Source organism: Senimuribacter intestinalis, from assembly GCF_943192965.1.
GTDB classification, from domain to species: domain Bacteria; phylum Bacillota; class Clostridia; order Peptostreptococcales; family Anaerovoracaceae; genus Senimuribacter; species Senimuribacter intestinalis.
Genome location: NZ_CALPCF010000003.1, coordinates 222,246 through 249,241 on the forward strand (window position 1 = coordinate 222,246; position 26,996 = coordinate 249,241).

Sequence of the window (26,996 nt, forward strand, 5' to 3'; positions counted from 1 at the left end):
AAAATATAAATAGATTGTTTTAGGAGGATTCATCATGGCAAACAGTACTACATTATCCGAGCATATTTACGATGAACTTTATCATGATATTACTGACCAGAGACTGGTCTGCGGTCAAAAGCTTACGCTAAAAATGCTAAAAGAGCGATTCAATGTAAGTCATACCCCGATTAGAGAAGCGCTGACCCGGCTTTCTGAAAATGGGCTGGTTACCTACTACTCCAACTGCGGCGTTACCGTAAGGCAATTTACCGAAAGTGATATTCGCCAAATTTTCCAGCTGATTGGGGAACTTGATGCACTGGCAATCCAGTTTTGTAAAAATTCCTTTTCCGAAGCTCCCCTTGTCTTTGAGCTGGAGCAGATTATCAAGAAAGGCAATGCCCTTCTTGCTGATAACAAGATAAATGAATGGAAAGATTACTCTGAGGAGTTCCACATTGCCTTTTACCGGCATGCACAGAATGAGTATCTTAACGATGCAGCCAAGAGACTGCGCTCCCAGGTCGAGGTACTGTCCTGCTTATATTATCAGCCAGTCAATGTGGACGAAATCAACCTCCGCCACGGTGAAATTTTCCAGTATATCAGCAAAGGTGATTTTGACAGCGCAGCAAACCTCATGCGCAAGCATCTCCAGTTCGATATGGTCTATGCTCTGAATGCTTATCAGGAATATCAAAAAAAGAATAATTAAAAGCAAAAGCTGTCTTGCCTATAAAATGCAAGACAGCTTTTTAAATTGATGAGATTATCTGTCTACGTTAAGTTCTGCGACAGAATAAAGCGCTGCTTTTCCTGCCAGCTTTACGCGATCTGCGTCAAGTCTGCAATACAAGGTACCTCCTCTTTTAGACGCTTGATATGCGATTAGTTCTTTTTTCCCCAAGACCTCTGCCCAGTATGGTATGATATGGCAGTGCCCAGAACCACAAACTGGGTCTTCCGACACATTTAGTTTCGGCGCAAAGGTGCGAGACACGCAGTCCACATCGTTTCCCGGTGCAGTTACCTGCAACAGTAAACCATCCAGAGCTTTTAGCTTTTCCTGATTCGGCGCAAGGCTTTCTATAATCCCAACATCATCAAATACACAAAGAAGGTCGCGTCCCATATAGGCCGCCTTCGGTCTTGCGCCGATTGCCGCTATCATTTCTTCTGTCACCGCTACCGGCTGCAGATTATAAGCGGGAAAATCCATCTCGTAAAGATCGCCGGCTTTCACCACTGTCAGCTTGCCGCTCAAGGTATGAAATATAATCTGCTCTGCACCCCTTTCATATTCCTGCATTAAAACAAAAGCTGTCGCCAGGGTAGCATGTCCACAAAGGTCAATTTCTCCACCCGGTGTAAACCACCGCAAATGGTATCCGTCTCCCTCCTTCACTGCAAAAGCCGTTTCGAACAAATTATTTTCTATTGTAATATCCATCATCAGTTCATCTGATATCCACTGTTCTAAAATACAGATCGCGGCAGGATTACCCCAAATACGCGATCCGTAAAAGCGTCAACCACATATTGCTTTATCATGTTGAACTCCTCCTTGCCAAAGTTGTCATCATTATAGCATAAAAGCACTGATTTTAAAATCAATTCTTCATAAGACGGTTTATTGCGTTCTTATTTCTGCACAAATTTTTCTTTACTATTTTGCAAAATTTATCTTTATATTATAAACAATTTGCATTTTTCTATATAATATGGTAAAATACAGATATTCTTTTATTGATTTTGAGAGGACTTCAATGAGCAATAAAACTACTTTATCCGAACAGATTTATCAGGAACTTTTCCACGATATCACAACACAGAAACTCATATTTGGGCAGAAACTGACCCTGCACGATTTGAAGAACCGTTTTCAGGTCAGTCAGACACCGGTTCGAGAGGCCTTAACCAGACTGATCGACGATGGTCTAGTTAACTACTATTCCAATTTAGGTGTTGCAGTAACAGAATTCACTGAATCGGATATCCAGAAACTTTATCAATGTATCAGCGAACTTGACGCACTTGCCATCCTTTTCTGCAAAAATTCCTTCACTACAGCGCCGCTTATTTACGAACTTGAAAAAATCATGGAAGCCGGGGATAAATATCTGTCTGAGGGTAATATCGATAAATGGCGATACTATTCTGATGACGTTCATCTCGTATTTTACCGCCATGCCCAAAATCATTACCTAGATGAAGCCGCTAAAAAAGTACGTGCTAAGATTTACTTCTTCTCTAATATGTACTATTATGACGATCCTGTTCATGTAGAAAACATTCATATGGGGCACCGCGAGATTTTAGAGAATATCAAGCTAGGAGATTTTGATGAAGCTGCTAATATCATGCGGCTGCACCTGCAATACAACATGGTATACGCACTCAACGCCTACAAAGAAGCTCCAAAAGCAAAGGATACATTTAAATAACCGCACGCATATTAAAAGACCTGACAATGATTTGCCAGGTCTTTTATACTCGATATTTATTCAGCAGCAGATACTGTATAGTTTGCCAATACAAATTCCTGTGCGCGGTTTACACCGTCCACCACCGCCTTAGAAGAAATGGTTGCCTTGGAAATTGCATCAATTGGAGAGCCCTGTGCAGTTTCGCCTGCAATCACAACCGGCAGATATCTTCCTGTAAACTGACCTTTAAAAGCATCTGTTGCGATTTTTTCGCCCAGATATTCAGTTTCTTTCTGGCGTAGTACATCAACACCAAGCACTAACGTGCCATCTGCAGAAATAGTGACAGCCAGTTCAATCGGCTCTTCAGCATTGTAGCCTACTGTAGTTCCCTTTACAACATAGCCTACCAAAGCACCAGCTGTATCGTACGCTTCTTCCACTGCAGTTACGTTATAGTCTGCTGCATTGGTGCCTGCGATATCAATATCCTGTGTGGAGGCAATGGTAAAGTCCACTTCCACAGGTTCTGTATATTTCTTATTTGCACTGCCATAAATCGCCTCTGAACCAAAAATCACTGCCGCAGAAACTGCAATCATGACAACCAGCGAAATCACCCAGCTGGTAGATTTCGGATTAAAATGTGCACTCTGTTTCATACTATTCCTCCTATTTTATATATTGCTCAAAACCTGCGCTATAGGTCTTTTTATAGTCTTTATCCACCCAAACGGCTTCCACATCGTCCATGGAATCCACAAGACTGCGTCCCTCCTCAATTGACATATTGAAAAGAGTTGTGGACAAGGCATCGCCCAGCGCAGAATCCTTGCAAAGCACCGAAACGCTTGCCATATATTCCGCCGGCATTAGAGTCTTCGGATTGATAATGTGGCAGTATTTCTTTCCATCAACGATATAATATCTCTGATAATCTCCGCTAGTTACTACTGAAAGCTCTGTGATTGCAAGACTCTCAAGGTTTTCCTTGCTGTCAGGGTCAGGACTTTCTATCCCGATGTTCCAAAGTGTCTTCCCATCGTCATTCTTGTAACCGAAGGTTACTACATTTCCTCCGATACTGATTGCCGCCGAGGACCAGAGATTTTCTTTTGCGTAAGCTGAGGCCTCTCTGACCGCAAATCCCTTTGCTACAGCACCTACATCTAAACGCAGATTTGGATCCTTAAAATAAACAGTACGTTTTTCTTTATCAATGATTAAGTCGTCAAAGTCTGTATGTTCTGCCGCCTGCTTCAACTCCTGCATATCCGGAAGATACGCTTTTTCGGGGTTGTTTACAGAATAGGTTCTGCTGTCATGCCAGAGAGAAAGTACTGTGCCAAAGCAAATGTTGGTCTGTCCATTGCTCATATCGTAAACTTCCCGGCAATATTCCAGAAGATCAATAATCCTTTGATCGACCTCTACCGGTTCGTCTTTTGCACGCTGATTGATGACAGCAAGATTCACCATACCATCGTAAGTATTGTAAATATCATACAGCTTATTATATTCTTCCAGCATTTGATGAAAGGTTTCTAAATGGGCATCAAAGTCCTCCTGGCTATTATCGTAAGCAATTACCGTCGAGGCCGTATCAAAGACGTCGATAAAACTTGAGGAAAACCTCTCCGTCTTACCGCCTTCGGAATTCCCACACCCAGTGCATACCATCACAAATGCGATGAATAACAGGATAATTTTTTTCTTCATGTTTACTATGGAAAAGAGAGCAAAGAAGCCCTTGCTCTCTTTCAAACTCCGTCAGTAATTATTTTGCCATTGCAGCTTCAATAGTAGCAGCGATAGCGGAAATTACAATTGTACAGCCAGCCAGAAGGTCTTCATCTGTAGGATATCCATCGCCATCAACAGCTCCAGTAATTTCGTCTACAGTTTTGCCTACTGCCCACTTTTCATAAGCAGCAGCCTGTTCGTACCATTCTTTTTCGATTGGGGAAGCACCCTTCATGTTATAGTCTTCCTTCAATTCTTTTTTAGTCATGTAGCTTCCGGCTTCAACCTTGAATTTTCCGCCGTCTAATGCGCATTTTGCCTGAGAAGCGTCGATGAGGCAAGAAGTAATTTTGCCTTCAGCATCTACAGTTACAGCTGCATAAGCTGCGTCATACTGCAGATTTTCATCGCTGCTCTGATAAGATTTTTCAGCTGTTACAGCCAGCTTCAGAGTATCATCTGCAGAAGCGCCTAAATCCTGTGCATTGTTAACTGCGTTAGTGATTGCTGTTACGATGTCGTTTAAGAAGATAGTGCAGCCGGCAGTCAAATCTTCGTCAGTCGGATAACCGTCTTCACCGATACCAGCAGCTACTTCGTCAGCAGATTTACCTACTGCCCATTCTTCTAATGCAGCAATCTGTTCATACCACTCTTTTTCGATTGGGGAAGCGCCCTTCATGTTGTAGTCTTCTTTCTTTTCCAGCTTGGATCTCAGATCAGCAACAGAGCCGTCATCAGTTCCAAGGTCCGGCTTAATCTGCATTTCGTCAACTTTCAGGCTAACGATTTTGCCGTCAGCATCAACCAGAACAGCAGCAACTACAGAATCAATAGTCAAGGTTTCATCTTCAACATCTGCGATAGAGCTTACTACTGCATAACCAGTCTTTGCTCCAGCCGCATTTGCGTCGCCGCCAGCATTGTCACCACCATCATCAGAGCTGCCACAAGCAGCAAAGGAAAATACCATAGCGAGCGCCAATGCGGAAATTAATAATTTTTTCATCTTCAGCATAGTTTTCTCTCCTAATTTTCTTTTCATATTTTAGTATTAGCGTATAGTTATATTATATCGAACAATCTCTCAATTGTCAATATTTTATCAAAGATTCATGATTACTCAAACACTTTAATAATCTTTCTCGGACACTTCTCCGCACATGCACCGCAATGCGTACATTTGCTGTAATCGATTCTTGCAATGTTATTTTCCATTACAATTGCATCTGATGGGCAGTTCTTTGCGCAAAGCCCACAGCCGATACATCCTGCTTTGCAGGCGTTCATTACCTCTTTGCCCTTAGCAAGAGATATGCACTGCACTCTGTGAGTTGAAGCAGCCGGTACCAATTCAATTAAGTCGTGCGGACAAACTTTGATACACTTTCCGCAGGCAATACAAAGCGCTTCGTCTACAACGGCTTTCTTATCGATGATACGGATTGCTCTCTCCGGACAAACCTTTGCGCAGGAACCATAGCCCAAACAGCCATATTTGCAGGCATACGGGCTGGAACCCGGCATTTTAGCCGCATAAGCACAGCTTTCGATACCGATGTACTGATAATCCACCTGTTTCATGTCGCTGGTTCCGTTACATCTGACATAAGCAACCATTTTCTCCATGTCGCCTACTTCCTGTCCCATAATCTTTGCGATTTCCTCTGCAACAGGCTTACCACCTACAGGACATGCAGTTACTGGAGTGCTGCCTTCTGCAATGGCTTTTGCAAGGGCGTCACAGCCTGCGTAGCCACAGCCACCACAGTTACTGCCGGGCAACACTTCACGAACTGCCACTTCAAGCTCATTGACTTCTACGTGGAACACTTTTTCAGCAATACTGAGCGCAATACCGATGATTGCACTAATCGCACACAGAGAAACGACTGCGATTACAATTTCACTCATATTCATATCTGGTCCCTCCTCTATGCTAACATACCGAATCCATAAAATGCGATAGACATCAAACAAGCTGTCATTAATACAGCCGGTGTTCCCCTGAAGGAATCAGGGAAATCATTAGTCTCGCTCTTTTCTCTCACACCCGCCATGATAATGATGGCAATACCAAAGCCGACAGCAGTTCCAATTCCGGATACAACACTTGTGATGAAGTCATTTCCTGACTGCACGTTGGTCAGCGCTGTACCAAGCACCGCACAGTTGGTCGTAATCAACGGCAGGAATACACCTAAGCTCTGATAAAGCGGCGGAATAGCTTTCTTCAGGAATAGCTCTACAAGCTGTACCAGAAAAGCGATTACCATAATGAACACGATAGTTCTCAGGTAAGTCAAATCAAACCTTACCAGCAAGTAATCATAGAGCAAGCTGGACACTGCGGAAGCAATAGTAATAACGAAGATTACTGCACCACTCATACCAGCAGCTGTTTTTACATTCTTAGATACACCTAGAAATGGACAGATTCCTAAAAACTGACTCAATACAACATTGTTAATCAGCGCTGTTGTAAGAAGTACTAAAAATAAGCTGTTACTCATTTGCCTCTACCTCCTCACATACAGCCGGGCACTGCTTGCAGTTGCCGCTGCAGCCACCTTCACCTTTGACATGACGGTTAGCCCCTTTCAATTTTAGCTTGTTCTGAATCATACAGAGTATGGACAGTACGAAAAACGCACCTGGTGCCATGACGAAAATAGAAATCGGTTCATAGCTTTCCGGCATAATCTGTATGTTGAAAATGGTCCCATTACCAATCAGTTCTCTCACCATACCGATAACGGTAAGCCCTAGGGTAAATCCAAGGCCTATGCCTACACCATCAAAGATGGATAGGAATGGTCCATATTTGGACGCATAAGTCTCTGCTCTTCCTAAAATGATACAGTTTACTACAATCAGAGGAATAAAGATTCCTAGACTTTCATAAAGGAATGTCATATATGCATGCATCAAAAGTTCCACAATTGTTACAAATGATGCAATAATGATGATATAAACCGGTACTCTGACACCGTTTGGAATCACCTTCCGTAAAAGTGAAATGATGAGATTCGACATAATCAGTACCGCCATGGTAGCGATACCCATACCGAAACCGTTGCTGGCACTGGTAGTTACTGCAAGAGTCGGACACATGCCGAGCATGAGCACAAAGGTTGGATTTTCCTTGATGATGCCGTTATATAATCTTTCTAATACTGCTTTCATCTACCTCACGCTCCTTTCAGTTCATTATTGTAATACTCAATTGCACCGTTTACCGCTGTCAATACAGCATCCGTTGTAATTGTCGCACCAGCAATCATGTCAATTTCATTGTTTTCCTGCTTTGCACCAGAAGAAACGTGGGAAACAGTCGCTGCCTTCATACCGATAAACTGCGCTGCAAACTCATCGCTGGTACACTGTCCGCCAAGGGTCTTTGTCTCGTTACAAATCAGCGTGGAAAAGCCTTTGATGACTCCATCGCTTCCGATTCCCAGTGCAATCTGTAAATCTCCATCATAACCATTATGTGCAGTTACAATAACGACATAGCCTTCGCCCTTTGCATCTTTGACCTCATTGACTGTATAGTCTTCACCGCTGACTTCACTGAATTCAATGTCTGTCAATTCTTCCGGAGCAATGCCCGGGAACGCTTTTTCCATCGGGTCTGCCTCCTCTGTCGGCGCAAGCCCGCCGCCGAAGTTAGCTTGGTAGAATGCGATGGCTGCATTGGCTGCATCGGTTACAGCACCTGTCGTAATGGTTGCACCGCCAATAGCATCAATTTCATTGTCAGCAGAAGCGCCAGTCTTGCTATATGCGAGCTGTTCTGCTTTTTTTCCTTTAAATTGCTCTGTAAAAGCAGGCTCTGTACACTTGGAGCCAAGTCCTGCAGTTTCCGAATGGGATACTACATTAAACCCTGTCAATGTGCCATCAGAAGTAATTCCGACTGCAATCTGAATGTTACCGCCGTATCCGCTAGGGGAAGTTGCTGCGATAACATAACCCTTTGGTGTCGCACTGGAATCTGCCGGGTCGATTACTGCTAAAACATCGTTAATAAAGCATCCGTCGTATCCTGCTCCAGCCAGCATTTCTGCCGAGCCTTCAAGAAGCGCATCTGTGTTATCAATCTGAGCAAAACCCTTTGCCTCTGGATACACAACTTTGTAAACTTCTGCTCTGGCGTTGATTTCTGCCTGGTCAATCGGACCCTTGGTAACCTGATAGACAACCGATAATGCCAGAATCGCTATAAAAGTAACAACTACTAATACTAATGTATTGGCAACCGTTGCCGTTTTCTTTTTCATGCTTTGCTTCCTCCTTTCGCCTTTTCACTGCCGAAAGGCTTTGGAATTGTAATATTCTCAATCAGCGGAACAAGAAGGTTGCAGATAATAATCGCATAGGACACACCTTCTGCGGAAGAACCTACGGTTCTAAACAGAGCTGTGAACAATCCCAGAAGAATGCCATAGAGTAATTGTCCCTTCGGCGTAATCGGGCTAGTCGCATAATCTGTCGCCATAAAGAATGCTCCTACAAGAAGACCACCAGAAAGAACCTGTGCTAACAGATAATTCGTACTGATGTCACCACCGTTAATCAAATTAATCAGCAGAATAAATGCTGCCGTTGACAGTATATAAGTAAGCGGAATTCTCACAGAAATCACTTTCTTTACAATCAGATAAATACCTCCCGCAAAAATTGCCAGCGCGGATACCTCTCCGATACATCCGCCGTGGAAGCCTAAAAACAATGACAGCAAATCAGGCAGTTCTCCGGCCTTCATTGCTGCAAGCGGAGTTGCAGAGGAAACACCATCCATAGTAAAATCTGTCATTCTTCCTGAAAATGAAATTAACAGAAAACATCTTGCTGCCAACGCAGGATTCATAAAGTTCTGCCCCAGACCGCCAAACAGCATTTTTACTGCAACGATAGCAAAGAGACCTCCCAGTACTGGCATCCACCATATTGCTGTAGCCGGCAGATTGATTGCGAGAATCAATCCTGTCACTACTGCACTGCCATCAAAGACAGTCACCGGTTTCTTGACTGCTAAATCAAATAAAATCTCTCCAATTACACAGGTCACTACTGAAATAATAATTACCTGCAGTGCACCTATTCCGAAATGATACACGCCAAAGGCGAGAATCGGAAGAAGTGCAATGATTACATCCCGCATAATAGACTGGGTCGTACTTTGCTCCCTCACATGAGGAGACACTGAAACATTATACATAAAACACCTCTACTTCTTAACCAATGATACGCATTTCACGCACTTTTGCCTTGCCTAGCTTAAACATCTGCGTGAGTGGAATCTTTGCTGGACAGCCATAAGTACAGCAACCGCACTCCATACATTCCATACCACCTAAACGGTCGAACTTCTCATAATTCTCTGCCTTAATTTCTTTTGCGAGCATTTGCGGAACCAAATCACTCGGACAAACGCCTACACATCTGCCACAATGGATACATGCCGACTGGGCAAGTGCAGCTACATCATCCTGATTGAATACAAGAATCGCAGAGGAGGTTTTCACCACAGGAACATCCAAAGTGCTAAGTGCTGCCCCCATCATAGGTCCTCCGGCAATAAATTTCACTGCGTCCTCTCTCGCACCCCCGGCAGCTTCCAGTACTTCACCGAAAGACATCCCCAGCGGAACATCTAAATTACAAGGCGTATTTACACCCTCACCTGTAATTGTCATAACCCTGTGAATCAGCGGCATATTCTGATATACTGCTTCATATATTGCAAAGCAAGTAGCTGCATTGACAACCAAACACCCTTTGTCCGCCGGCAGCATTTTAGAATTGATTTTTCTTCCTGTCACGGCATAAATCAGCTGTCTTTCGCCACCCTGCGGATATTTGGTCTTCAAAGAAACGACAGAAATTCGCTCTTCGCCTGCAGCCTTTTCCTGAAGCAGCGCAATCGCCTGCGGCTTATTGTCCTCTATTCCGATTACTGCTCTCGCTTTCTCAAAGAGCTTCAGGATAGCTTTGATGCCCAGAATCATTTCATTACTTCTTTCCAGCATTAAACGATAATCTGCCGTCAAATATGGCTCGCACTCTGCACCATTGATAATAATGGTATCGATATCCTGCGGATTCTTCGGAGAAAGCTTCACTCCGCTAGGAAAACCTGCACCGCCTAGACCGACAATACCAGCTTCTGTAATCGCATCAATAATTGCTTCTGCTGACACGTTGTCCAAATCACGGCTCTCACCATAACCATCTACGGTTTCATTCACATTATCGTTTTCGATTATAATACAGTCTGTTTTTTCTCCGTTTACAACAGTTCGCTTTTCAATGGACTTTACCGTTCCTGACACTGCGCTGTAAATTGATGCAGAAATATACCCGTCAGATTCTGCAATCATTTGTCCTTTTAGTACACGTTCACCCGGTGAAACAATTGCTTTCGCCGGCGCTCCAATATGCTGCAGCAAAGGATATACCATGGTATTTGTCGCAGAGACAGAAGTGATAGGACTATCTTTGGATAGCTCCTTCCCTTCATACGGATGAGCTCCTTTTTTTGCCTTATTTTGACTCATTCAATCACGCTCCTCTTATTAAATAGGCAGTTTTATATCTTATTCTAGCATAGTACTTTAGTACTAGCAACGATTTTGTTAATTTCTTGACAAAATTTCCTAATATATGTATAATATTTTTTAATATATATTATTCAGTCTATTCCATCTACTGTTTTGCCTTTCGATATCCTGCCTCAATCGCTTCTTCCTCTGAATCAAAAATAATCAGATTCTTGGAATCTTCCATCTCCTCATAAGCTCGCTGACCCGGGCAGTGATAAATCTTAGAGCGTTTATTACCCCTTATCTCTTCGACAATTTTCTCCTCTTCATCATCCTGCGCTGCTGCATTATTTAGGTCGAGTCGATTAGCCCCATTGCTGTAATCAATTTCGATTCCTGGCTGTACATTATAAACAAATACATTAAAACAAACACCCTCGCCATCGTCCTCCACAGAATATCCTTCCATCTGCACTCCTCTGGCTACTAAATCGTTTCCATCATAAATTGGCGTTACACGATACAACACATGTCCGCCTGTTTCTTTTACATAATCCGCCACCATATCCTCAAAGGGAAGCATTCCGTCCACATTCATATATCTGGTGCCGGTAATGAGATTTTGCTCATTGGCATTCTCTCCAGTTAGCTGATATCCCAGAAGATGGCAGCGATTATAAAGATATTTTCCGTCTACAATGTCGTATTTGGCAAGCTGCCAGCCGGACGGCTTGACCATGCCGATGCTGCCTCTCTTTTCGGTGGGCATTAAATCCCTGCCTACATTGGCAAAAGCAACACCGCAGCGTCCAAGACGGTCCAGATCGCTATATGTCTCAAAGGATTCTGTGGACATATCTGCTTCTGAAAACGCTGGCATATTATCTTCCAGTACAACATAAGGGCTGTTCTCATAAGGCGGAATTTCTGAAAGAGAATAAGACGCAGTCTCTGAAGTTTCTAAAATCCCCATCTGCTCAAGCTGACTGCACCCGGACAATAATACTGTCAAAGTTAAAATCAGTATTAAAACTCTATTCTTATTATAAAACAATTTGTATAAATCCATTCCTGCACGCTCCTATCTATTTATTCTATTTCATTATCCCAAAAGAACATTCGTTCGTCAAGAGCTATTTTCAAAAAAAGAAAAACTGTGCATTCAATGTGGCACTGAATGCACAGTTTGGATCCTATCTCTTTTTACACACTTCTATAAGACTTTGTTCCGCCAATACGAGTCACCTGATAGATTCCTCGAGTTGTAATCTGCCGTTCTGCCAACACTCCCCGCACCCGTTCTATTGAGTCAATCCTCAGATAGAGTCCGGTGCTGCAGGAATGGGTTATCTGCGGAGGCAACTTTCGCAGGGCAGCATGAAATCCATTTTCCTCCAGGACATCTTTGGCATAGGCTGCTTTATAAAAAGAAGAAAAGGAAAGAATATACTCATTCTCCATGGTAGTCTCCTTCTATGTGCTTCTGAAATCAGAATAAATTTTTTATCTTCCGTATGTAATAGGTTAGGAAGGAAACTTTCTTTACATCTCTGTCGGACACCAGATCGTAGGTGCCTGCTTTTTCTTTTCCGATATATACAGTCAAAGTGCCTACTTTGTCACCTTTTCGCAGAGGCAGTTTTATGTTCTTATTTATGGTAACTTTACATGCCGCCTGCTTTTCTTCTCCTTTTTTAACAAAAGCTGTTATTTTTTCGGTAGTTAATGCTTGAAAAGAATAAGGTTCTCCTTTATCAAGGGTCACTTTTTTCATGCGCTGCCCCTTGTCTGCCAAGGTGACCGACGCATAGTTGGCAAATCCGTAATTCAAAAGCTTTGAAACTTCTTCAAACCGGATTTTTGAAGTCTTTGCACCTAACACCACGGCTATCAGCGTAGTATCATCCTTTGTCGCCGAAGCAGAAAGGCAGAAGCCCGCCTCCTGAGTGAAGCCAGTTTTTATACCATTAGCACCGGGATACTGTTTGATTAATTTGTTGGTATTGGTCAGTCCGAACTCCTTTTCTTTTCCGGGAAGCCCAACCTGTATCGTCGTCTGCCAGGTATTAAACCATTTTTGCGTGTGCTCGTGCTTCAAAAGCTTTTGCGACATCACTCCTATATCATATGCACTGGTGTAATGATCTGCTACAGGTAATCCGTTGGTATTTACAAAGTGCGTATCCCTCATGCCAAGTTCTTCAGCCCGCTTATTCATTTTTTCCACAAAAACTTCTTCACTGCCCGCAATGTATTCCGCCGTAGCAACACAGGCATCATTAGCACTGACAATGGCAATCCCCTCCAAAAGTTCCTCCAGTGTATGGGTTTCACCAACTTCCATATACATCTGGCTGCCTCCCATAGACGCTGCTCTCTCAGAAATTGTTACTGGGTCGGTCAATTTAACTTTCCCATCTTCAACTGCTTCCATTGCAAGAAGCATGGTCATAACTTTGGTTACTGACGCTGGTGGCAGCTCTTTGTGAGCATCCTGCTGATAAAGGACTTTGCCCGTATCCGCATCAATGAGTACTGCTGCCTTTACATCTAAATTCAAATTAGCTTTCTTTTGCTCTTCGGTTGGGGCACCCTCAGACGTCAAACTATCAGACACTGTTTCCAGCACTACAGGCTCCTGCGGGTTAGAATAGTATTTCACACCTAAAATTCCACCAGTTCCGCAAAGGCAAAGGGCACAAAGTAGGCATAACGCTCTTTTTCGATTCTTCCTTATCATAAAAACACCTCTCTCATTTGGTGTAATATATGAGAAAAGTGCAGCGGATATGCTAATTGCCGGAAAAGATTGCCGTAAGGTTTGCTGTAGTGATAGGCTATTTTCAAAATTATTTCCGTTTTTCCCAGGATTTATAGAAGTTTCTGTCCTTGTCACAAGATTTCAATCCACGCACCCGCGAAGGGGACACGAATGCATAGACCGTCCGGTAATTGTCCCGGTCCACGATTTCAATCCACGCGCCTACAAGAGGCGCGACTTCCCATATTCGTACCATCAGCAAAATCAAACCACGTTTCAATCCACGCGCCTACAAGAGGCGCGACAAATATACTCCAATTATGCTTCCGCTCCAACGCCAGTTTCAATCCACGCGCCTATAAGAGGCGCGACCTGACCCTGCGAATTTGGATTGGAAGAATTGCGATTTCAATCCACGCGCCTGCAAGAGGCGCGACGAATGGGTAAAAAGTATTTAAAAACGACAGTCTATATTTCAATCCACGCGCCTGCAAGAGGCGCGACTGCAAATGGTTAATGGCAAAAGCCCGCAAGAAGTATTTCAATCCACGCGCCTGCAAGAGGCGCGACTCCAGTTCTGCATCTTGTTTGTTCATGATCTCACCATTTCAATCCACGCGCCTGCAAGAGGCGCGACGTGTATAGAAAAGTCAATACCGCACATATTTGTCATTTCAATCCACGCGCCTGCAAGAGGCGCGACCAAGTAGATTATAGCGATATAGCAAGCGGAAATATTTCAATCCACGCGCCTGCAAGAGGCGCGACAGCTTCAGACCAGATTCTTCCATTATGTATAGCCATTTCAATCCACGCGCCTGCAAGAGGCGCGACTGCAAAATTGTAAAAGATTTCTATAATTTTTATCAATCTTTTGTTTTATTTCTATTTCTACATACTACTAAACTGTCAAAAGCCTCTTAAGATCACCTCTTTTCATTGAATTACAGGTGCGAAACATCCCAGAAAGTCATGTTCACTTCGTTTTCGCACCAACAAAATTCCATCTTTTCCAAAATATTTTTAGGACAAGTGTATTTTATCTGTCGCAATTATACCTCAAAAGGATTTTCTTCACCTGTAAAGTATTTTTTTGCTCCTAAAATAGAGTTCTCTGCCATATTCGCCACTGCTTCATCCGTGTAAAACGCCATATGGGATGTAACGATAACATTGGCATAAGACCTTAAGATTGCTAATCGCGGATTTCCCAGAGGTTCACCCATGCGGTCAAAATAGTACAGACCACTTTCGTGCTCGACTACATCTAGGCACGCAAATCCAACCTTTTCCGATTCGATCGCATCAATCAGTGCATCACTATCAATTAAAGCACCTCTGGCACAATTTACAATCCCGACTCCGTTTTTCATCATGCGCAGTGCATTATTATCAATCAGGTGATAATTTTCATCTGTTGCAGGTACGTGAAGTGTAATAATATCTGACTCACAAAACAGCTGTTCAAGTTCAACATACTCACCCAAAGCTTTGACAGACTCTTTCTGATAAGGATCATAAGCTAAAATTTCACACCCAAATCCAGTTAAATTACGAATTACCGTTTCTCCTATCCGACCAGTTCCAATCACGCCGACAGTGCAACCTGGTAGTTCGCGCGCCAATTTTCCCCGAAGTGTAAAATCTTGTACATCCCCACGCATCATGATATGCTTCATTTTACGAAGCCCCATAAGAATCAACATAACAGTAAAATCTGCCACGCTGGATGGCGAATAGGTTACATTTGTAATACCCATACCAAGTTTTTTCGCATATTTCCAGTCAATATGGTCATATCCAATCGTTCTAGTCGAAATACATTTTATTCCAAGCTGATAAAATTTATCAATTAACTCTCTGTCAATAACAGTTGTAATAATATCCACGGCATCATAACCCGCTGCTAACTCTGCATTTGCTAAGCAAGGCGCTTCTGCAGTGTAACCATACTCCACATCATACTTTTCACAAAATTTGTCAAAGAAAGGCTTTTCGTCAAAGTCTCTCATACTATATACAAATAATTTCATGTCGCTACCTCTCGCATTTACTTGCATTTATCATAACACAAATAAAAAAGAATGCATAGCATTTAAGAATGATTGTCAAAATCTATTATTAAAAATTAATAATCTCTCATCCATTTTATATAGAGGAATATAAATTGAAACTAACTGAAATTCTATATATTTTAGTATTTTCACAGCCACCAACTCGTGACTATAAATAGGCACAAGTTGGTACCAGTGATCATAGAAGGTTACGGTAACGATAACCCCGGCGCATTTCAATCCACGCACCCCTCACGGGGTGCGACTCCAGCCGCCTCCCCACGCCATCAGGAAGAACAGATTTCAATCCACGCACCCCTCACGGGGTGCGACAAAATCGTTGGACGTTATTGTACCATACTGTTGATTTCAATCCACGCACCCCTCACGGGGTGCGACTTTACTTTCTTTCCTTTTTTATCGGGTTGAGTAATTTCAATCCACGCACCCCTCACGGGGTGCGACAATTGACCACTTCGGCAGCACCGCCTGCAGGATCTATTTCAATCCACGCACCCCTCACGGGGTGCGACTCTTCCTCTTTTTCAAAGCCCAAAGCTTTGAGAACAATTTCAATCCACGCACCCCTCACGGGGTGCGACAAACTCATCAGTCACAACGACATTTTCTAAAGCATTTCAATCCACGCACCCCTCACGGGGTGCGACGAGGTTCAAAAAGATTGTAATTTCTACAGCTTGTCCATTTCAATCCACGCACCCCTCACGGGGTGCGACACAGGATTATGTGGCGTTGCAGGTTATGCAATACAAATTTCAATCCACGCACCCCTCACGGGGTGCGACTGCAAATATACGCCAATTTCCCAATAGAATCACCATTTATTTGTAAATTCTTTATAATTTCCAAAAGTATAAATACATATACTTCCAGAAAAGTAACTATTATGTCTATAATTCTGGTGCGAAAGCCCCAAGGATTTTATGTCCACTTGCCTTTCGCACCTTTCTTAAACCATCAAAACGCCTTCAGCTTCATAACTTTCTTTGGCTCCGAAATGCTCTACTTTTATTTGATAATTATTTCCCAAATAGTAAAACCTGAGACTATCTTGTTTTTCGTCAATCAAAGACAAAAGTTTATCCTTTAAGAGCAGCATTTGCGAACTGTCCACTATACATTCAAATACCGAATTTTGTACACGCTGACCACAATTGACACATTCCCTTGCGACCTTTCGAAGCCTGGTCTTTCCAGCTTTGTCCTGCGTTGACACATCGTATGTAATTAATACTAGCATCTGAAACCTCCTACTTCCATAAAAACGGCGGGTAGCCTTCCAGGTCTCCACGAATAGTCCGTGCTAACAGCATTGCCTGTATATGAGGCACCAGCCCCCAGCAAAGCTTTTCCTCAAGAAATGGATGGGTAATCATCTCTTTCTTGCGCTGCTGCCATGCCGACAAGAACTGTTTTCTTCCGTCTTCATTGAGCAATACCGCTCCATCTGCTTGCGTCTCAAAATGCGCCGCTTTCATAATCTTTCGATTGATTAAAGAAAGCACAAACCAATCTGCCATAATCCCACGCAGTTCTTCCATCATATCCAGTGCCAAAGACTTTCTACCAGGTCTATCACTGTGTAAAAATCCTACGTAAGCATCCAGTCCAACGCCCTCCAGTGCACCTGCACAATCATTTCCAAGCAAAGTGTATGCAAAGGAAAGCAGCGCATTCACTTTATCCAGCGGTGGTCTGCGATTGCGACCGCGAAACCGAAAATCTTCTTTCTGATTGATAATCAAATCATCAAAAACTGCAAAATATCGAGATGCTAGCTCACCTTCAATGCCACGTAAGGAATCCAGCGTATCACATGTGCGAATCCCGGAAATCCCTTGATGGAGCTGTCCAGAAATTTCTTTGATACGCTCAATATCAACACGCAGACCGTGATCTCTGACAGTCCGCTCCAAACTCCACCTGCAGTTAAAAACTTTTCCCAAAATCATTGCCTTTGCGTATGACAAACTTCTATCTACATCATCCGAAATTCGATATTGCTCTTTTCGTAGCAGCACATTTCCATATGGTATCCCTGAAGTGCGAGCCAAGAATCTGCCTTGCGGCGAGAAAAAACTCAGCCCAATTTCTTTCCGTGCACAAGCACCCATCAGCGCTGGTGAAGCACCTTTATACGAGAAACTGACAATCTGCTCCAGCGTATGAAGCGGAAATCTTCCGGCAGTTTCCGCATCACGAAGGATTACTACATTTTCTCCGTCCAGTGCCAGATACACATCCTCAGAAAGTACATATAATGTATTGAGCAGCTTCTTCACTACAATGCACCTCCTTCTCCCAGTCTATCTGCGATGTACCGCTCCACATTAAGTTTCTTGTTCAATTTCGGCAAACAAAGATCCTTTAACGAACAGCTGCGACATTTTTTACTGGTTTTGACTTTTGGCGTATTTCCCTTCCTGTAAAGCGTATGCATTTCCTCGCATAGCTTCTCAACTTGTCCTCGAAGTGTCATATCAAAAATAACTTCCGTCCGGCGCTTATTTTCGCCATAAAACAGATACCCTTTGGGAATATCCGTGAGAAACATCTCCTCCAGACATATTGCCTGGGCACAAAGCTGTACTGCATCTTCGCATCCATCTTTTTCTGTTCCTCGCTTGTATTCCACCGGTACAACATCCCACGTTCCGTCATAATTGGACAATGTTATGCCACCACACCCTCTGTGAAACTCCACTACATCACACTGCCCGGAAAGCCCCAGCCGCCGTGAGGCAATGCGAAGACCTCGCATGATGATTAAATCTCCACGCTTTTCTACAGACGACTCATCATGTGCCTTCTTATGCATCAAAATCCCTGCTGTAGTCTGATAGTTTTCCGCCCACTGCTGTTCTACATGAATGAGCGCCCACTGCCTGCGACAAAAGGCAAAGTGCTGAATGCCCGAAAGCTGGATGTATTCTTCCTCCGTATACATAGCCATTTTCATTTTATATGCCCTCTATGATTTCAGGCTCCAAATCTTCTAAAGGTAGCAGAGTAATATCATAATCGTCCAAACAGGTTGCCAATTTTTCTGGTTCTTTCTGCTGAATCTGCAGAGAATCATGCACCTTAGCAGAAGAATACTGTCCAATCTTATTGTTATGTCTCCACCAAAATAGCTTAACAATTTCCATGCTTCCATCTGGACGTGCCGAAGATGCGTCATTGACAAAGAGTGTGCGCAGCGCTTCTTTCAGCGCCTCTGCGTCTTCCTCCGTAAAGCCTGTTTTCTCCGCCAGTTGTACATTGATTGAACCCTTGATCTCATAAAGACCGAATCCAATCCGATGCTTCATTCCCATGGTATCAGACCCTTTTTTGTTGCCAGGCTCACTGTTTACACTCTTTGTAATCTGCTGGCTGATCACTTCTACGGAAGATATACTCTTTGCCTGATGAATCGATACCGGCCCCCGTACACCCACGGAAACGCCTTCCTTCGGCGCTGCTCCTTTAAAAGCGAACACCTGTCCAAACGCTCTCACATCATACCAAAGTTCACAGGCTTGTTTTGCGAATTCCTCCGAGGAAAGTCCTGTCGGGAGATTGGTTTTGACCCGATCACTGAGACTCTTTTCTCCGTCATCACAACGTTCTTCAGACTGCACAAAAATCTTTTCTCCATTATCCTGCAAACGGTTACGCAGTTTTCTTTTAATGCATACGTCTGAAATCTCGCCTCTCCCATCATAAGTAGTTCTTGGGCGATTTCCATCCAGTGGGTTGCCGTTTGGATTGGCGTCTGTTACTGCTGCCAGCGCAATAAAATCAATCTTGTTCTGTAAAATACTCATTTGGTTTCCTCCTCTTTTTCCTCACTTTTCGCTTTATTCTTCCATCTTAGGTCTTCCCGTTCAGCATAATATCCGGTAAGATAGAGATAGCCCAACGCTTTATTTTCTTTATCAATTCCTATTAGATTTAGAATTTCGCCAATTTCCTGTCGATAAAATTCCCTCTTCTGCGGCGGTAAGCTCTCTAAATATGGAATCGATTTTTGTTCTAGTAAAGCCAAAGTCGATGCTGGACGCTGCACATACATACTTTGCATCCTAATCGCATTCGTTTCTCTGTTTTCATCCTTCCCATAGGTACTGCGCTCTATCTTCTCATATACCGCCAGCAGCCGTCCATAACAATAATCTCTATTTTGCTCTTTTCTATCCAGCGCCATTTCAATCTCCTTTCCATACGTCTGTTTCCAATATTTTCGAATCAATGCGCAAGCTGTGGACAATATGTATTCTCTGTTTCTCTTTGAGAACGACAGCGGTTTATTGCACTGTCTGAAAATCCCATCCACAAAATCTCGCGGCAGTATTTTTCCATCCACGATACAGTGAAACAATCTTTGATACTGCATAATCATCAGTTTGTCATTGACATACAGCATCGATTTTCCCTGCTGGTTTTCTCGTTCCACACCAAATGCGTTGTTTACGATTTGTATAATTTCCGGTGTTTTTACAACAAGCTTCCGTTTTCGATCCGCATCAAATACGGGAAACGTCCAACAGCAGTCTTGATACCAGTTTTCAATTCTTGCGAAGAACTCCGGCGCCTTCATTGCATGATAATACACAATAGAAAGCCGTCCCGTGGTCGCCGCTTCCATCGCCATAATTGCAATATCATCTGAAGTCTTAAATTGATTCTTATGCCCGTTGATGCACTTTTTCAGCTGCGTCTTATACTCCGGCATTGTGGTTGGTTTCGAAAAAATACCCTCATCAGAGGACGAGCCAAACAGATTCTCTCCAACCTGCGGCACATGCTTTCCCGCAGGATTCCAACATAGATAAAAGCGTTTATCCGTTTTACCAACATAGAACCCCTGCTGTTTCGCCAGCCAGCGCAATGCATTATGCGCTTTTTGGGATGCTTCATAACTGACAGCATACGCCTCTTCTCCCGTATAAAATCTCCCCCGATAGGTAAAATCTTTATCATCATTGGCAGAAATCAACTTCGCGCCATAACTGGCTGCCAGTATGCCTTTCGGATGATTCGCAGAAATCACACCTGTTTCTCCCGTCAGATAACAAATATCCTCTCTTGCCTCCTGTGCTTTTTTCTCCAGATAGTAATGCTGATAATCCTCTATTACCTGTAAATTCTGCCAGCAATTTTTTTCACCGGAAAGCACGTCGATCTGAAACCTGACGATACACTTATCATAAGTATTTCCGCCAATTTTGTTTGTTGTTAGCTTTCCTTCTCCGTCAAGTTTCACCACTGCAGCCTGGATCAAATCTGCCATAAGCTGTTCTTTAGACAGATACGCATACACTGCTTCTATTGTTGCATTACTGTAATTAGAATCTTTCCATGCTGCCAGCCCTTCTATATACTTTGCAAACCGTCCTTTTGCAGTTTTCGCTTCCTTTTCTGACCTCGCATACCCGGCATAATCTCCCGCCACATAGGTCAGATTATCACAAAGGGGGTGAGGCGCATCACCGCTGGAACGGCTTGCTGATTCTTCAGTCACAGGAATAATACAGGCAGCAGCCTCTTTGTCTTCGATCGAACGAGCACCGGTTAGATTGCCCTGTAAATCCAGACTGACTTCAATTTGCGCGCTGGATTCCATATGCGCAATAGGACAAAGATACACGTCACTTTGAAAATTAGCGACCATTCCGGGATTTTGATCATAGGTATCACATGCCATTTTCATCCAGGTCAAAAATATCACCTCCTGTTTTATCAACTGTTTCAAAATTCCCATAGACAGCGCCAAACGGTTTGACTTCCATTTCGCGTACCGGACGATGGATACATGCCTGCGGACGATCAAAGGTAATCACCCCGTTATGCATCACGCACCTCCAAAGCCGCACTGTCATTTTGTTTTTCGTTTCCTCAGAGTAAGCCTCATCCGCATAGGTGATGCCATGATACATCATGCCAAAATCCAATTCCGGCGTATGATCGTATGCACCGTCTCCCTCGCCGAAAACACAAGGCTTCACATACCCCTGGCACTCTCGCGTGCCCAGAAAGATATCCCGCCGTCCTCCGCGTTCAATCATTCGTTTCGCAATCTGAAAATGTTTATGTTCATTTCTATCTTCTGCAAGCTCCGGTCTGTTTTCATTCCAGACAAAATGTGCTCTAACCTGATATCGACAGCCTTTTAAATACGTATAAAAAGACAAATCATTTTTGCTGCTGGTATACTTGATGGGACGAATTCCCTTGGATTCTGTCTGAATCGGTTCCATCACCCTGACCGCGTCAACAATCCAGGTCAGTGTCGGTTTCCAGTAAATACTATGTAAGATGCCCTTCAAAGCCTCATAAGTCGGCACCTGATACGAGAACTTTTCACCGCCGACCCGATTGATCGGATCTGAGAAAAGCGCATAATCACCGGAAACTTCAAATTCTACGATGTTTTTATACTGCATGTAATCCCTCCATTCTTTAAGCGTTTAAAAAGTCTCCCTTTTTTTCATATTGATCGATCCTGACGCCTTCCCTACTGTCGTAGGCTGCTGAGTCAAGGAAGATAACACCGGGAACCCGATTTTCGTCAATCTTTTGATTTTCTCGTAATTTGGCAAGTTCCCAATCAAACAGACTGACTGTATAGGGGCGCAGCTCCGTCAGTTGTTGTTTCACAAAAGATAAGTCTCTGATTACGCCATTGCTGAAACCCTGTTTTGACGTCAGATTGTCAATCGCTTTTTTCGCATCATCGTCAAATTCCACAATCACATCTGTCTTTTTGGTATCAAATACCTCACAGTTCTTGCCTGCTGTTAAAAAAGCCTGCCGTAAAATGCGTTTCCGATCTTCATTGCACCGATTCACACTGAGCAATTCCAATATCGAAAAACCGAGGTCGGATATCTTTACAGGGTAGGTAATTTGCTTTTTAAAATATGTAGAATCCATAAGGGCTTTATAATATGCAGAGATTGTATCTTTGGACAACAAATCAACTTTACCTCTTTGCAGATTCAGAATCTGTCTGCAGCAGTCCTGTACCTCTTTAATCTCCCGCAGAAATCGCAAGCTTTCTTCCTGCAAATTCACGATAAACATATCACAGATGTGGTTCCACTCGTTGCCTCGGTTACACCGACCTGCTGCCTGCACAATATTCTCAATCCCGGCAAGAACCCGGATGACACACTGGAACGAAAAATCGATCCCGCATTCCACCATCTGCGTTGAAATACAGATCACTTTTCGGTCTTCACGGAGTCCCGGCGTTTTCCCAATGGCAGCAAGCACCTGTTCTCTATGTTTTCCACATAACGCTGTCGAAAGGTAATACAGTTCCCAGTCGTTTTCTTTGCACTGTTCCAGTTTACGATAAAGTTCTTTCGCCGTATTCTTTGTATTGCATATGACAAGCAACGAATCCTTTTGCAGTATCTGCTCCTGCGCAAAATCCGCTAGTTCTTCCAAAGACATCCCCTCCGGAGTTGTCCGATCCACAATGTTTACCCGTTTAAACACTTTGTTCGTTTCTTGATCCAGACGCACCATCTCTGCTTTTTCGCCAAAATGCACCGGCCAATTTAATCGATCAAATGCCGGCTGCGTTGCAGAGCAAAGTACAATGGTGGTACCGCAGCATGCAGCCAGAAATTCCAGCTGTGCGGCAAAAAGCTGCATAAATTTCAGCGGAAGCATCTGTATCTCGTCAATCACAATGACACTGTTGCACAAGGATTGCATACGCCTGATCGCGCTGGTTTTCTCCGAAAATAAAACATGCAGAAGCTGTACCATCGTGCTGACTATAACCGGCGCGTCCCAGCTTTCCGTCAGAAGCTCGCGTTGACTGCAAGCTTCCTCATCTTCCTCCGTATTCACCACATTAGAATGATGTTCCAGCACCGCATTAGGATCTTTCAAATAATCCTTAATATCCTGGCTGTTCTGATCCAGCACGCTGAGAAGTGGAATGATGAATATAATCCTGTCTTTTTCGTATTCCATGGCATGGGCAAGGCTATAACGCAAGGACGATAAAGTCTTGCCGCCTCCCGTATCAACAGTCAATCTATAGATACCACCTTCCCGTTTCGCAAAGGCTTTACACTGCTCCGAGATTTGACCTCTCACCTTGGAAATAGCTGTCGTATACTTAAATTCTGTCCGCATCTTTTCTTCCATAACAGTAAGCTGCTCCTGCCAGAAATCCTTGCTGCCCTGGTATCGTGCTCCATTCTTTTCTTTGGTTTTCTCATCGTTCTTCTCATCATTGAATTCCGCCGTATCTCTGCGATCGCCTTCTATTACCGCAGAGGAAATCAGTCTGGTGAGATATCCGCAGCAAAGTTTCTTTCCTTCGCTCTGAAAATCCTTAATCTGCAAAATCTTCTGCACCACATGCCTTAATTCCTCTATTGATTTCAGAAACAGGGCGTCAACTTCCTGCTCATCTGCAACTTCTTGAAAAAAATTGTGCACCACTTCCGAATAGCCTATTTCTTCTTCCGGCGTTTCAACCCGATGCGACAGTCCGTCCTTGGCACTAGGATCTAACGGCTTGTAAATATCCCACAGTCCATGATGCATCCCCACTGCTGATGCCAGTATTTCACAGGCAAGTGTACTAAGGGTATCTTTTTTCTCTAAGTGCTCTGCTTTTTCCATAATAAACTTTACCGCTGCAAAGGTATGATTGATTTTGGCAGGATGTTGCTCTGCTACAGATTCTTCAAGATACGTTGTAAAGGCTGCTCTACACTTTCCCATATCGTGTAATAATCCTGCAAGAAATCCTGTGTTGGCAAGCCCTGCATGTTTCAGACATTCCCCTGCATATGCAGCAGTCTGGCGCGCATGTTCGCGCACAGACTGCTCTCTAAAAGTCTCATCTCTTTTCACCAGATGTGCTAAATGGACATCTTTTTTTCTAGCCATAATTTTCACCTCCTTGTTGCTTTATTTTTTCTCTATTATACTCTCTAACGTAAATATATGCAACTATATTTTCGTTAAAATAGAAAATTATTTTCCAACTTGATTTTCTATTTTGGCTATGTTAGAATTTTCGTGTCTGGAAATTCCAGTGGATTGAAATGTTAAAATGGATAATAAAAAGAGTTTGTTTCGGTTTTCTTATCGAATCAAACTCTTTACCAAAACCCCAAAACAGGAGTAAACAAACATGCTTTTATACCACGGAAGTAATACAATTGTAGAAACACCTCGTATCCTGACACATGGACACTTCAAAGATTTCGGCTATGGATTCTACTGTACTGAATTAGAAAAACAAGCCGCAAGATGGGCGCTCACAAAACAGCCAACGCATATCATCAATGTATATGATTATGAAGAAGATAAAAATTTACACATGCTGCATTTTCCTGCATTAACAGAAGCATGGCTTGATTTTGTAGTCAATTGCAGACGCGGAATTGAACATGACTTCGATATAGTAGAAGGTCCTATGGCAGATGACACCATTTGGGATTATGTAGAAGATTTTACACGCGGTATCATTTCCAGAGAGGCCTTTTGGGCACTTGCAAAATTCAAATATCCAACACACCAGATTGTCTTTTGTACAGAAAAATCTCTTTCTACTCTAAAATTCAACAGGAGTGTTTCTTTATGAAAAAGATTTATTTTTTAGATGAACCAGTAACAGAAAATGACCTTTATTTTCTCTGCTATATGATTGAACGAATCAGCAGACGGCTTCGCAGACGCAACCATTACATCGTAAATGCCGTTAACAAAAACCAGTGGCTGCACCTCATCCAAAGCGCCGCAGTCCTGCATTGCGAAAATCCATTGCAGGTGGAAGACGACTGGATTGCAAATTATGATTTGACCCAAGGGGATTTTGACATTATGGAAATAAACACTGACCTGGCGCCAGAAAACCTGCCCACAGCTACGCAAATGGGAAAGGTTTACCAGCGTCTCATCCTTGATACCATTACCCCTGAGGAAACATATATCGATGCTATGCTTCGTATCTATAATGCGCCCATCTGCAATATTCTTGATGATTATACAACCGGCGCCTATTACGAGCCTTCCTACTTTATCGCCCGCGCGTATACAAACGGCGGCTTCTAACTCAATTTCAAACGCACATTAAAACAGGGCCGCTCAGCGACCCTGCTTTTTTATATATAACCTATCACTCCTCCAGTTTCCATATGTGCTTATCCCTGCGAAACATCAAACAGGTAACCACACCCAAAATGCCAATCACGAAGAAGAATAGCGCTGCACCAGCGCCTTTTCCACTGCCGAACAGACTGCACCACAGGCTGGCAGTACCGGCAGAAGACTGTACTGCCATAAACGGCTCAAAGACCCTGTCAACCAGCAGACCACCTAAAAGATAACCGATAGGAATGGTGAAAAACTGCAGCGTATTTCTTGCCGCATACACTCTGCCCTGCATTTCAACAGGGATATGGCTGCGCATAACTACATCCATATTGGCGTTCATAATCGGAATCCAGATCCATCCCAGCACTCCGCCGATACACCACACCGGTATCGAAGTACCTAAGGCTAAGATAAAATTCTCCGTACTCATAGCTAATAGAAGCGTATTACAGATAACACGGATTCGGCTTTTCGGCTCCGGCAGCAGCGAAGCTACAATACTGCCTGCCAACATAGCAAGCCCCGTTGCCGTATTGACTGCCGCAAGAGCGGTTTCTCCTCCGCCTGCTCTTGACAGCAGCATTGCCGGAAAAGCTGCATTGTACATAGATGCCGTCAGATTAATTGCCGCCAGAAACAACATTAGGTCGAGAATCCCTCTATTGCTCCACAAATAGGAAAGTCCTGCCTTTGCAGACTGTACCAGAGGCTCCTTGCCTTCTCCTGCACACTTGCCCTCAGGAATTTTTATCCATAGGCACAGCGTTACAAAGGCGCATAGAAAAGTTGCCAGGTCAAAGTAAACCACCGCGGATAGACCAAACACTGCGTATAGTGTCGTTGCTGCTATTGGAGTCAAAATATTTACCACAGAGCCGGACAGCGACCGCAAGCCTGACACCCGTTGGTAATGCTTCTTCGGTACAATCAAAGTCACCGTCACATCTACTGCCGGCTGCTGCACCGTCCCCATGAGACCGTTCAATGCGTTTAGCGCATAAAGGTGCCAGATTTCCAGCTGCCCCGTTTTTAAAAGCACAAGCACCACGAATGTGCAGACCGCTGCAAAGCTGTCGCTTACCAGCAATGTCAGCTTTTTGTTCCACTTATCGCTGAGGGCGCCTGCAAAAATGCTCATCGCAACATAAGGCGCATACGAGCATACTGCCAAAAGCGCCGTCGTCAAAGCAGATCCCTTCTCCTCATATGTCCACAAAATCAGCGCAAAACTGGTCATCGAACTGCCCAGCAGCGACAAGGACTGAGTAGACCACAAAATTAGGAAACTGTGAAGTTCCTTACATATCATTTTTAAATTGTTCATAAGACTTTGCTCCTTTTTATT

Annotated in this window: 26 protein-coding genes and 2 CRISPR repeat arrays; of the genes, 4 read left to right on the plus strand and 22 right to left on the minus strand. The window is 43.5% G+C overall.

All coding sequences use genetic code 11. From position 1 onward, the window contains the following. Positions 1-34 precede the first annotated feature (34 nt). A complete protein-coding gene (locus NFR88_RS04455) occupies positions 35-697 on the plus strand; it encodes a GntR family transcriptional regulator (RefSeq protein WP_251613801.1) in 663 nt (220 codons plus the stop codon). 54 nt (positions 698-751) lie between these two features. On the opposite strand, the gene NFR88_RS04460 is transcribed toward NFR88_RS04455, so the two are convergent. Beyond that, positions 752-1,435, minus strand: coding sequence for a PhzF family phenazine biosynthesis protein (locus tag NFR88_RS04460; RefSeq protein ID WP_371874433.1), 684 nt, complete (start codon positions 1,433-1,435; stop codon positions 752-754). A 313-nt stretch (positions 1,436-1,748) separates the two neighbouring features. Between NFR88_RS04460 and NFR88_RS04465 the strand changes: the two genes are divergently transcribed. Then, a complete protein-coding gene (locus NFR88_RS04465) occupies positions 1,749-2,426 on the plus strand; it encodes a GntR family transcriptional regulator (protein WP_160201497.1) in 678 nt (225 codons plus the stop codon). 56 nt (positions 2,427-2,482) lie between these two features. On the opposite strand, the gene NFR88_RS04470 is transcribed toward NFR88_RS04465, so the two are convergent. From NFR88_RS04470 to cas3, 20 genes are all read right to left on the minus strand, one after another. After that, a complete protein-coding gene (locus tag NFR88_RS04470; RefSeq protein ID WP_251613804.1) occupies positions 2,483-3,070 on the minus strand; it encodes an FMN-binding protein in 588 nt (195 codons plus the stop codon). A 10-nt stretch (positions 3,071-3,080) separates the two neighbouring features. Next, complete coding sequence (locus NFR88_RS04475; protein ID WP_160201495.1) at positions 3,081-4,127, minus strand: FAD:protein FMN transferase; 1,047 nt, start codon at positions 4,125-4,127, stop codon at positions 3,081-3,083. 58 nt (positions 4,128-4,185) lie between these two features. Next, a complete protein-coding gene (locus NFR88_RS04480) occupies positions 4,186-5,160 on the minus strand; it encodes a hypothetical protein (RefSeq protein ID WP_251613807.1) in 975 nt (324 codons plus the stop codon). A 110-nt stretch (positions 5,161-5,270) separates the two neighbouring features. Next, positions 5,271-6,071, minus strand: a complete 801-nt coding sequence (locus NFR88_RS04485) for an RnfABCDGE type electron transport complex subunit B (RefSeq protein ID WP_160201493.1) — start codon at positions 6,069-6,071, stop codon at positions 5,271-5,273. Positions 6,072-6,085: 14 nt separating this feature from the next. After that, positions 6,086-6,664, minus strand: coding sequence for an electron transport complex protein RnfA (locus NFR88_RS04490; RefSeq protein WP_160201492.1), 579 nt, complete (start codon positions 6,662-6,664; stop codon positions 6,086-6,088). Beyond that, complete coding sequence (rsxE, locus tag NFR88_RS04495; protein ID WP_160201491.1) at positions 6,657-7,337, minus strand: electron transport complex subunit RsxE; 681 nt, start codon at positions 7,335-7,337, stop codon at positions 6,657-6,659. The genes NFR88_RS04490 and rsxE overlap by 8 nt, the downstream gene beginning before the upstream one ends. Before the next feature lie 5 nt (positions 7,338-7,342). Next, complete coding sequence (locus NFR88_RS04500) at positions 7,343-8,434, minus strand: RnfABCDGE type electron transport complex subunit G (protein WP_160201490.1); 1,092 nt, start codon at positions 8,432-8,434, stop codon at positions 7,343-7,345. Further along, on the minus strand, positions 8,431-9,375 hold the full coding sequence (locus tag NFR88_RS04505) for an RnfABCDGE type electron transport complex subunit D (protein WP_160201489.1): 945 nt from the start codon (positions 9,373-9,375) through the stop codon (positions 8,431-8,433). Before NFR88_RS04505 ends, NFR88_RS04500 begins: the two co-directional genes overlap by 4 nt. Before the next feature lie 16 nt (positions 9,376-9,391). Next, the gene (gene rsxC / locus NFR88_RS04510) at positions 9,392-10,714 is read right to left on the minus strand and encodes an electron transport complex subunit RsxC (protein WP_160201488.1); all 1,323 of its coding nucleotides are present in this window, start codon (positions 10,712-10,714) and stop codon (positions 9,392-9,394) included. Positions 10,715-10,862: 148 nt separating this feature from the next. Then, positions 10,863-11,768, minus strand: a complete 906-nt coding sequence (locus NFR88_RS04515) for a DNA/RNA non-specific endonuclease (RefSeq protein ID WP_160201487.1) — start codon at positions 11,766-11,768, stop codon at positions 10,863-10,865. Between the two features lie 134 nt (positions 11,769-11,902). Next, positions 11,903-12,160 carry a putative Se/S carrier protein gene (locus NFR88_RS04520; protein ID WP_160201486.1) on the minus strand — a complete coding sequence of 86 codons (258 nt, stop codon included), beginning with the start codon at positions 12,158-12,160 and terminating at the stop codon, positions 11,903-11,905. 28 nt (positions 12,161-12,188) lie between these two features. Beyond that, positions 12,189-13,439 (minus strand): D-alanyl-D-alanine carboxypeptidase family protein, encoded by a 1,251-nt coding sequence (locus NFR88_RS04525; RefSeq protein WP_251613810.1) that lies wholly within the window; start codon positions 13,437-13,439, stop codon positions 12,189-12,191. 227 nt (positions 13,440-13,666) lie between these two features. Continuing rightward, positions 13,667-14,294: a CRISPR direct-repeat array (repeat unit 32 nt; unit sequence ATTTCAATCCACGCGCCTGCAAGAGGCGCGAC). Positions 14,295-14,512: 218 nt separating this feature from the next. Beyond that, entirely contained in the window at positions 14,513-15,493 is a 981-nt protein-coding gene (locus tag NFR88_RS04530) for a D-isomer specific 2-hydroxyacid dehydrogenase family protein (RefSeq protein WP_160202798.1), read from the minus strand. 254 nt (positions 15,494-15,747) lie between these two features. Then, positions 15,748-16,320: a CRISPR direct-repeat array (repeat unit 33 nt; unit sequence ATTTCAATCCACGCACCCCTCACGGGGTGCGAC). Positions 16,321-16,484: 164 nt separating this feature from the next. Next, positions 16,485-16,775 (minus strand): CRISPR-associated endonuclease Cas2, encoded by a 291-nt coding sequence (cas2, locus tag NFR88_RS04535; protein ID WP_251613813.1) that lies wholly within the window; start codon positions 16,773-16,775, stop codon positions 16,485-16,487. 10 nt (positions 16,776-16,785) lie between these two features. Further along, entirely contained in the window at positions 16,786-17,817 is a 1,032-nt protein-coding gene (cas1c, locus tag NFR88_RS04540) for a type I-C CRISPR-associated endonuclease Cas1c (protein WP_251613816.1), read from the minus strand. Beyond that, the gene (cas4, locus tag NFR88_RS04545; RefSeq protein ID WP_465250573.1) at positions 17,817-18,494 is read right to left on the minus strand and encodes a CRISPR-associated protein Cas4; all 678 of its coding nucleotides are present in this window, start codon (positions 18,492-18,494) and stop codon (positions 17,817-17,819) included. The genes cas1c and cas4 overlap by 1 nt, the downstream gene beginning before the upstream one ends. A gap of 1 nt (position 18,495) precedes the next feature. Then, complete coding sequence (cas7c, locus tag NFR88_RS04550; RefSeq protein ID WP_160202802.1) at positions 18,496-19,344, minus strand: type I-C CRISPR-associated protein Cas7/Csd2; 849 nt, start codon at positions 19,342-19,344, stop codon at positions 18,496-18,498. Continuing rightward, the gene (gene cas8c, locus NFR88_RS04555; RefSeq protein WP_251613905.1) at positions 19,341-21,230 is read right to left on the minus strand and encodes a type I-C CRISPR-associated protein Cas8c/Csd1; all 1,890 of its coding nucleotides are present in this window, start codon (positions 21,228-21,230) and stop codon (positions 19,341-19,343) included. Before cas8c ends, cas7c begins: the two co-directional genes overlap by 4 nt. Then, on the minus strand, positions 21,214-21,963 hold the full coding sequence (gene cas5c, locus NFR88_RS04560; protein WP_160202804.1) for a type I-C CRISPR-associated protein Cas5c: 750 nt from the start codon (positions 21,961-21,963) through the stop codon (positions 21,214-21,216). The genes cas8c and cas5c overlap by 17 nt, the downstream gene beginning before the upstream one ends. Before the next feature lie 16 nt (positions 21,964-21,979). After that, the gene (cas3, locus tag NFR88_RS04565) at positions 21,980-24,439 is read right to left on the minus strand and encodes a CRISPR-associated helicase Cas3' (protein ID WP_251613818.1); all 2,460 of its coding nucleotides are present in this window, start codon (positions 24,437-24,439) and stop codon (positions 21,980-21,982) included. A 247-nt stretch (positions 24,440-24,686) separates the two neighbouring features. On the opposite strand from cas3, the gene NFR88_RS04570 reads away from it, so the two are divergent. Both NFR88_RS04570 and NFR88_RS04575 read left to right on the plus strand, forming a co-directional pair. Continuing rightward, a complete protein-coding gene (locus NFR88_RS04570; protein WP_251613821.1) occupies positions 24,687-25,139 on the plus strand; it encodes a DUF3990 domain-containing protein in 453 nt (150 codons plus the stop codon). Then, a complete protein-coding gene (locus NFR88_RS04575) occupies positions 25,136-25,609 on the plus strand; it encodes a hypothetical protein (RefSeq protein WP_251613824.1) in 474 nt (157 codons plus the stop codon). Before NFR88_RS04570 ends, NFR88_RS04575 begins: the two co-directional genes overlap by 4 nt. 64 nt (positions 25,610-25,673) lie before the next feature. Here the strand turns inward: NFR88_RS04575 and NFR88_RS04580 are convergent, their stop codons facing one another. Beyond that, positions 25,674-26,975 carry an MFS transporter gene (locus NFR88_RS04580; RefSeq protein ID WP_251613827.1) on the minus strand — a complete coding sequence of 434 codons (1,302 nt, stop codon included), beginning with the start codon at positions 26,973-26,975 and terminating at the stop codon, positions 25,674-25,676. Between the last annotated feature and the right edge of the window lie 21 nt (positions 26,976-26,996).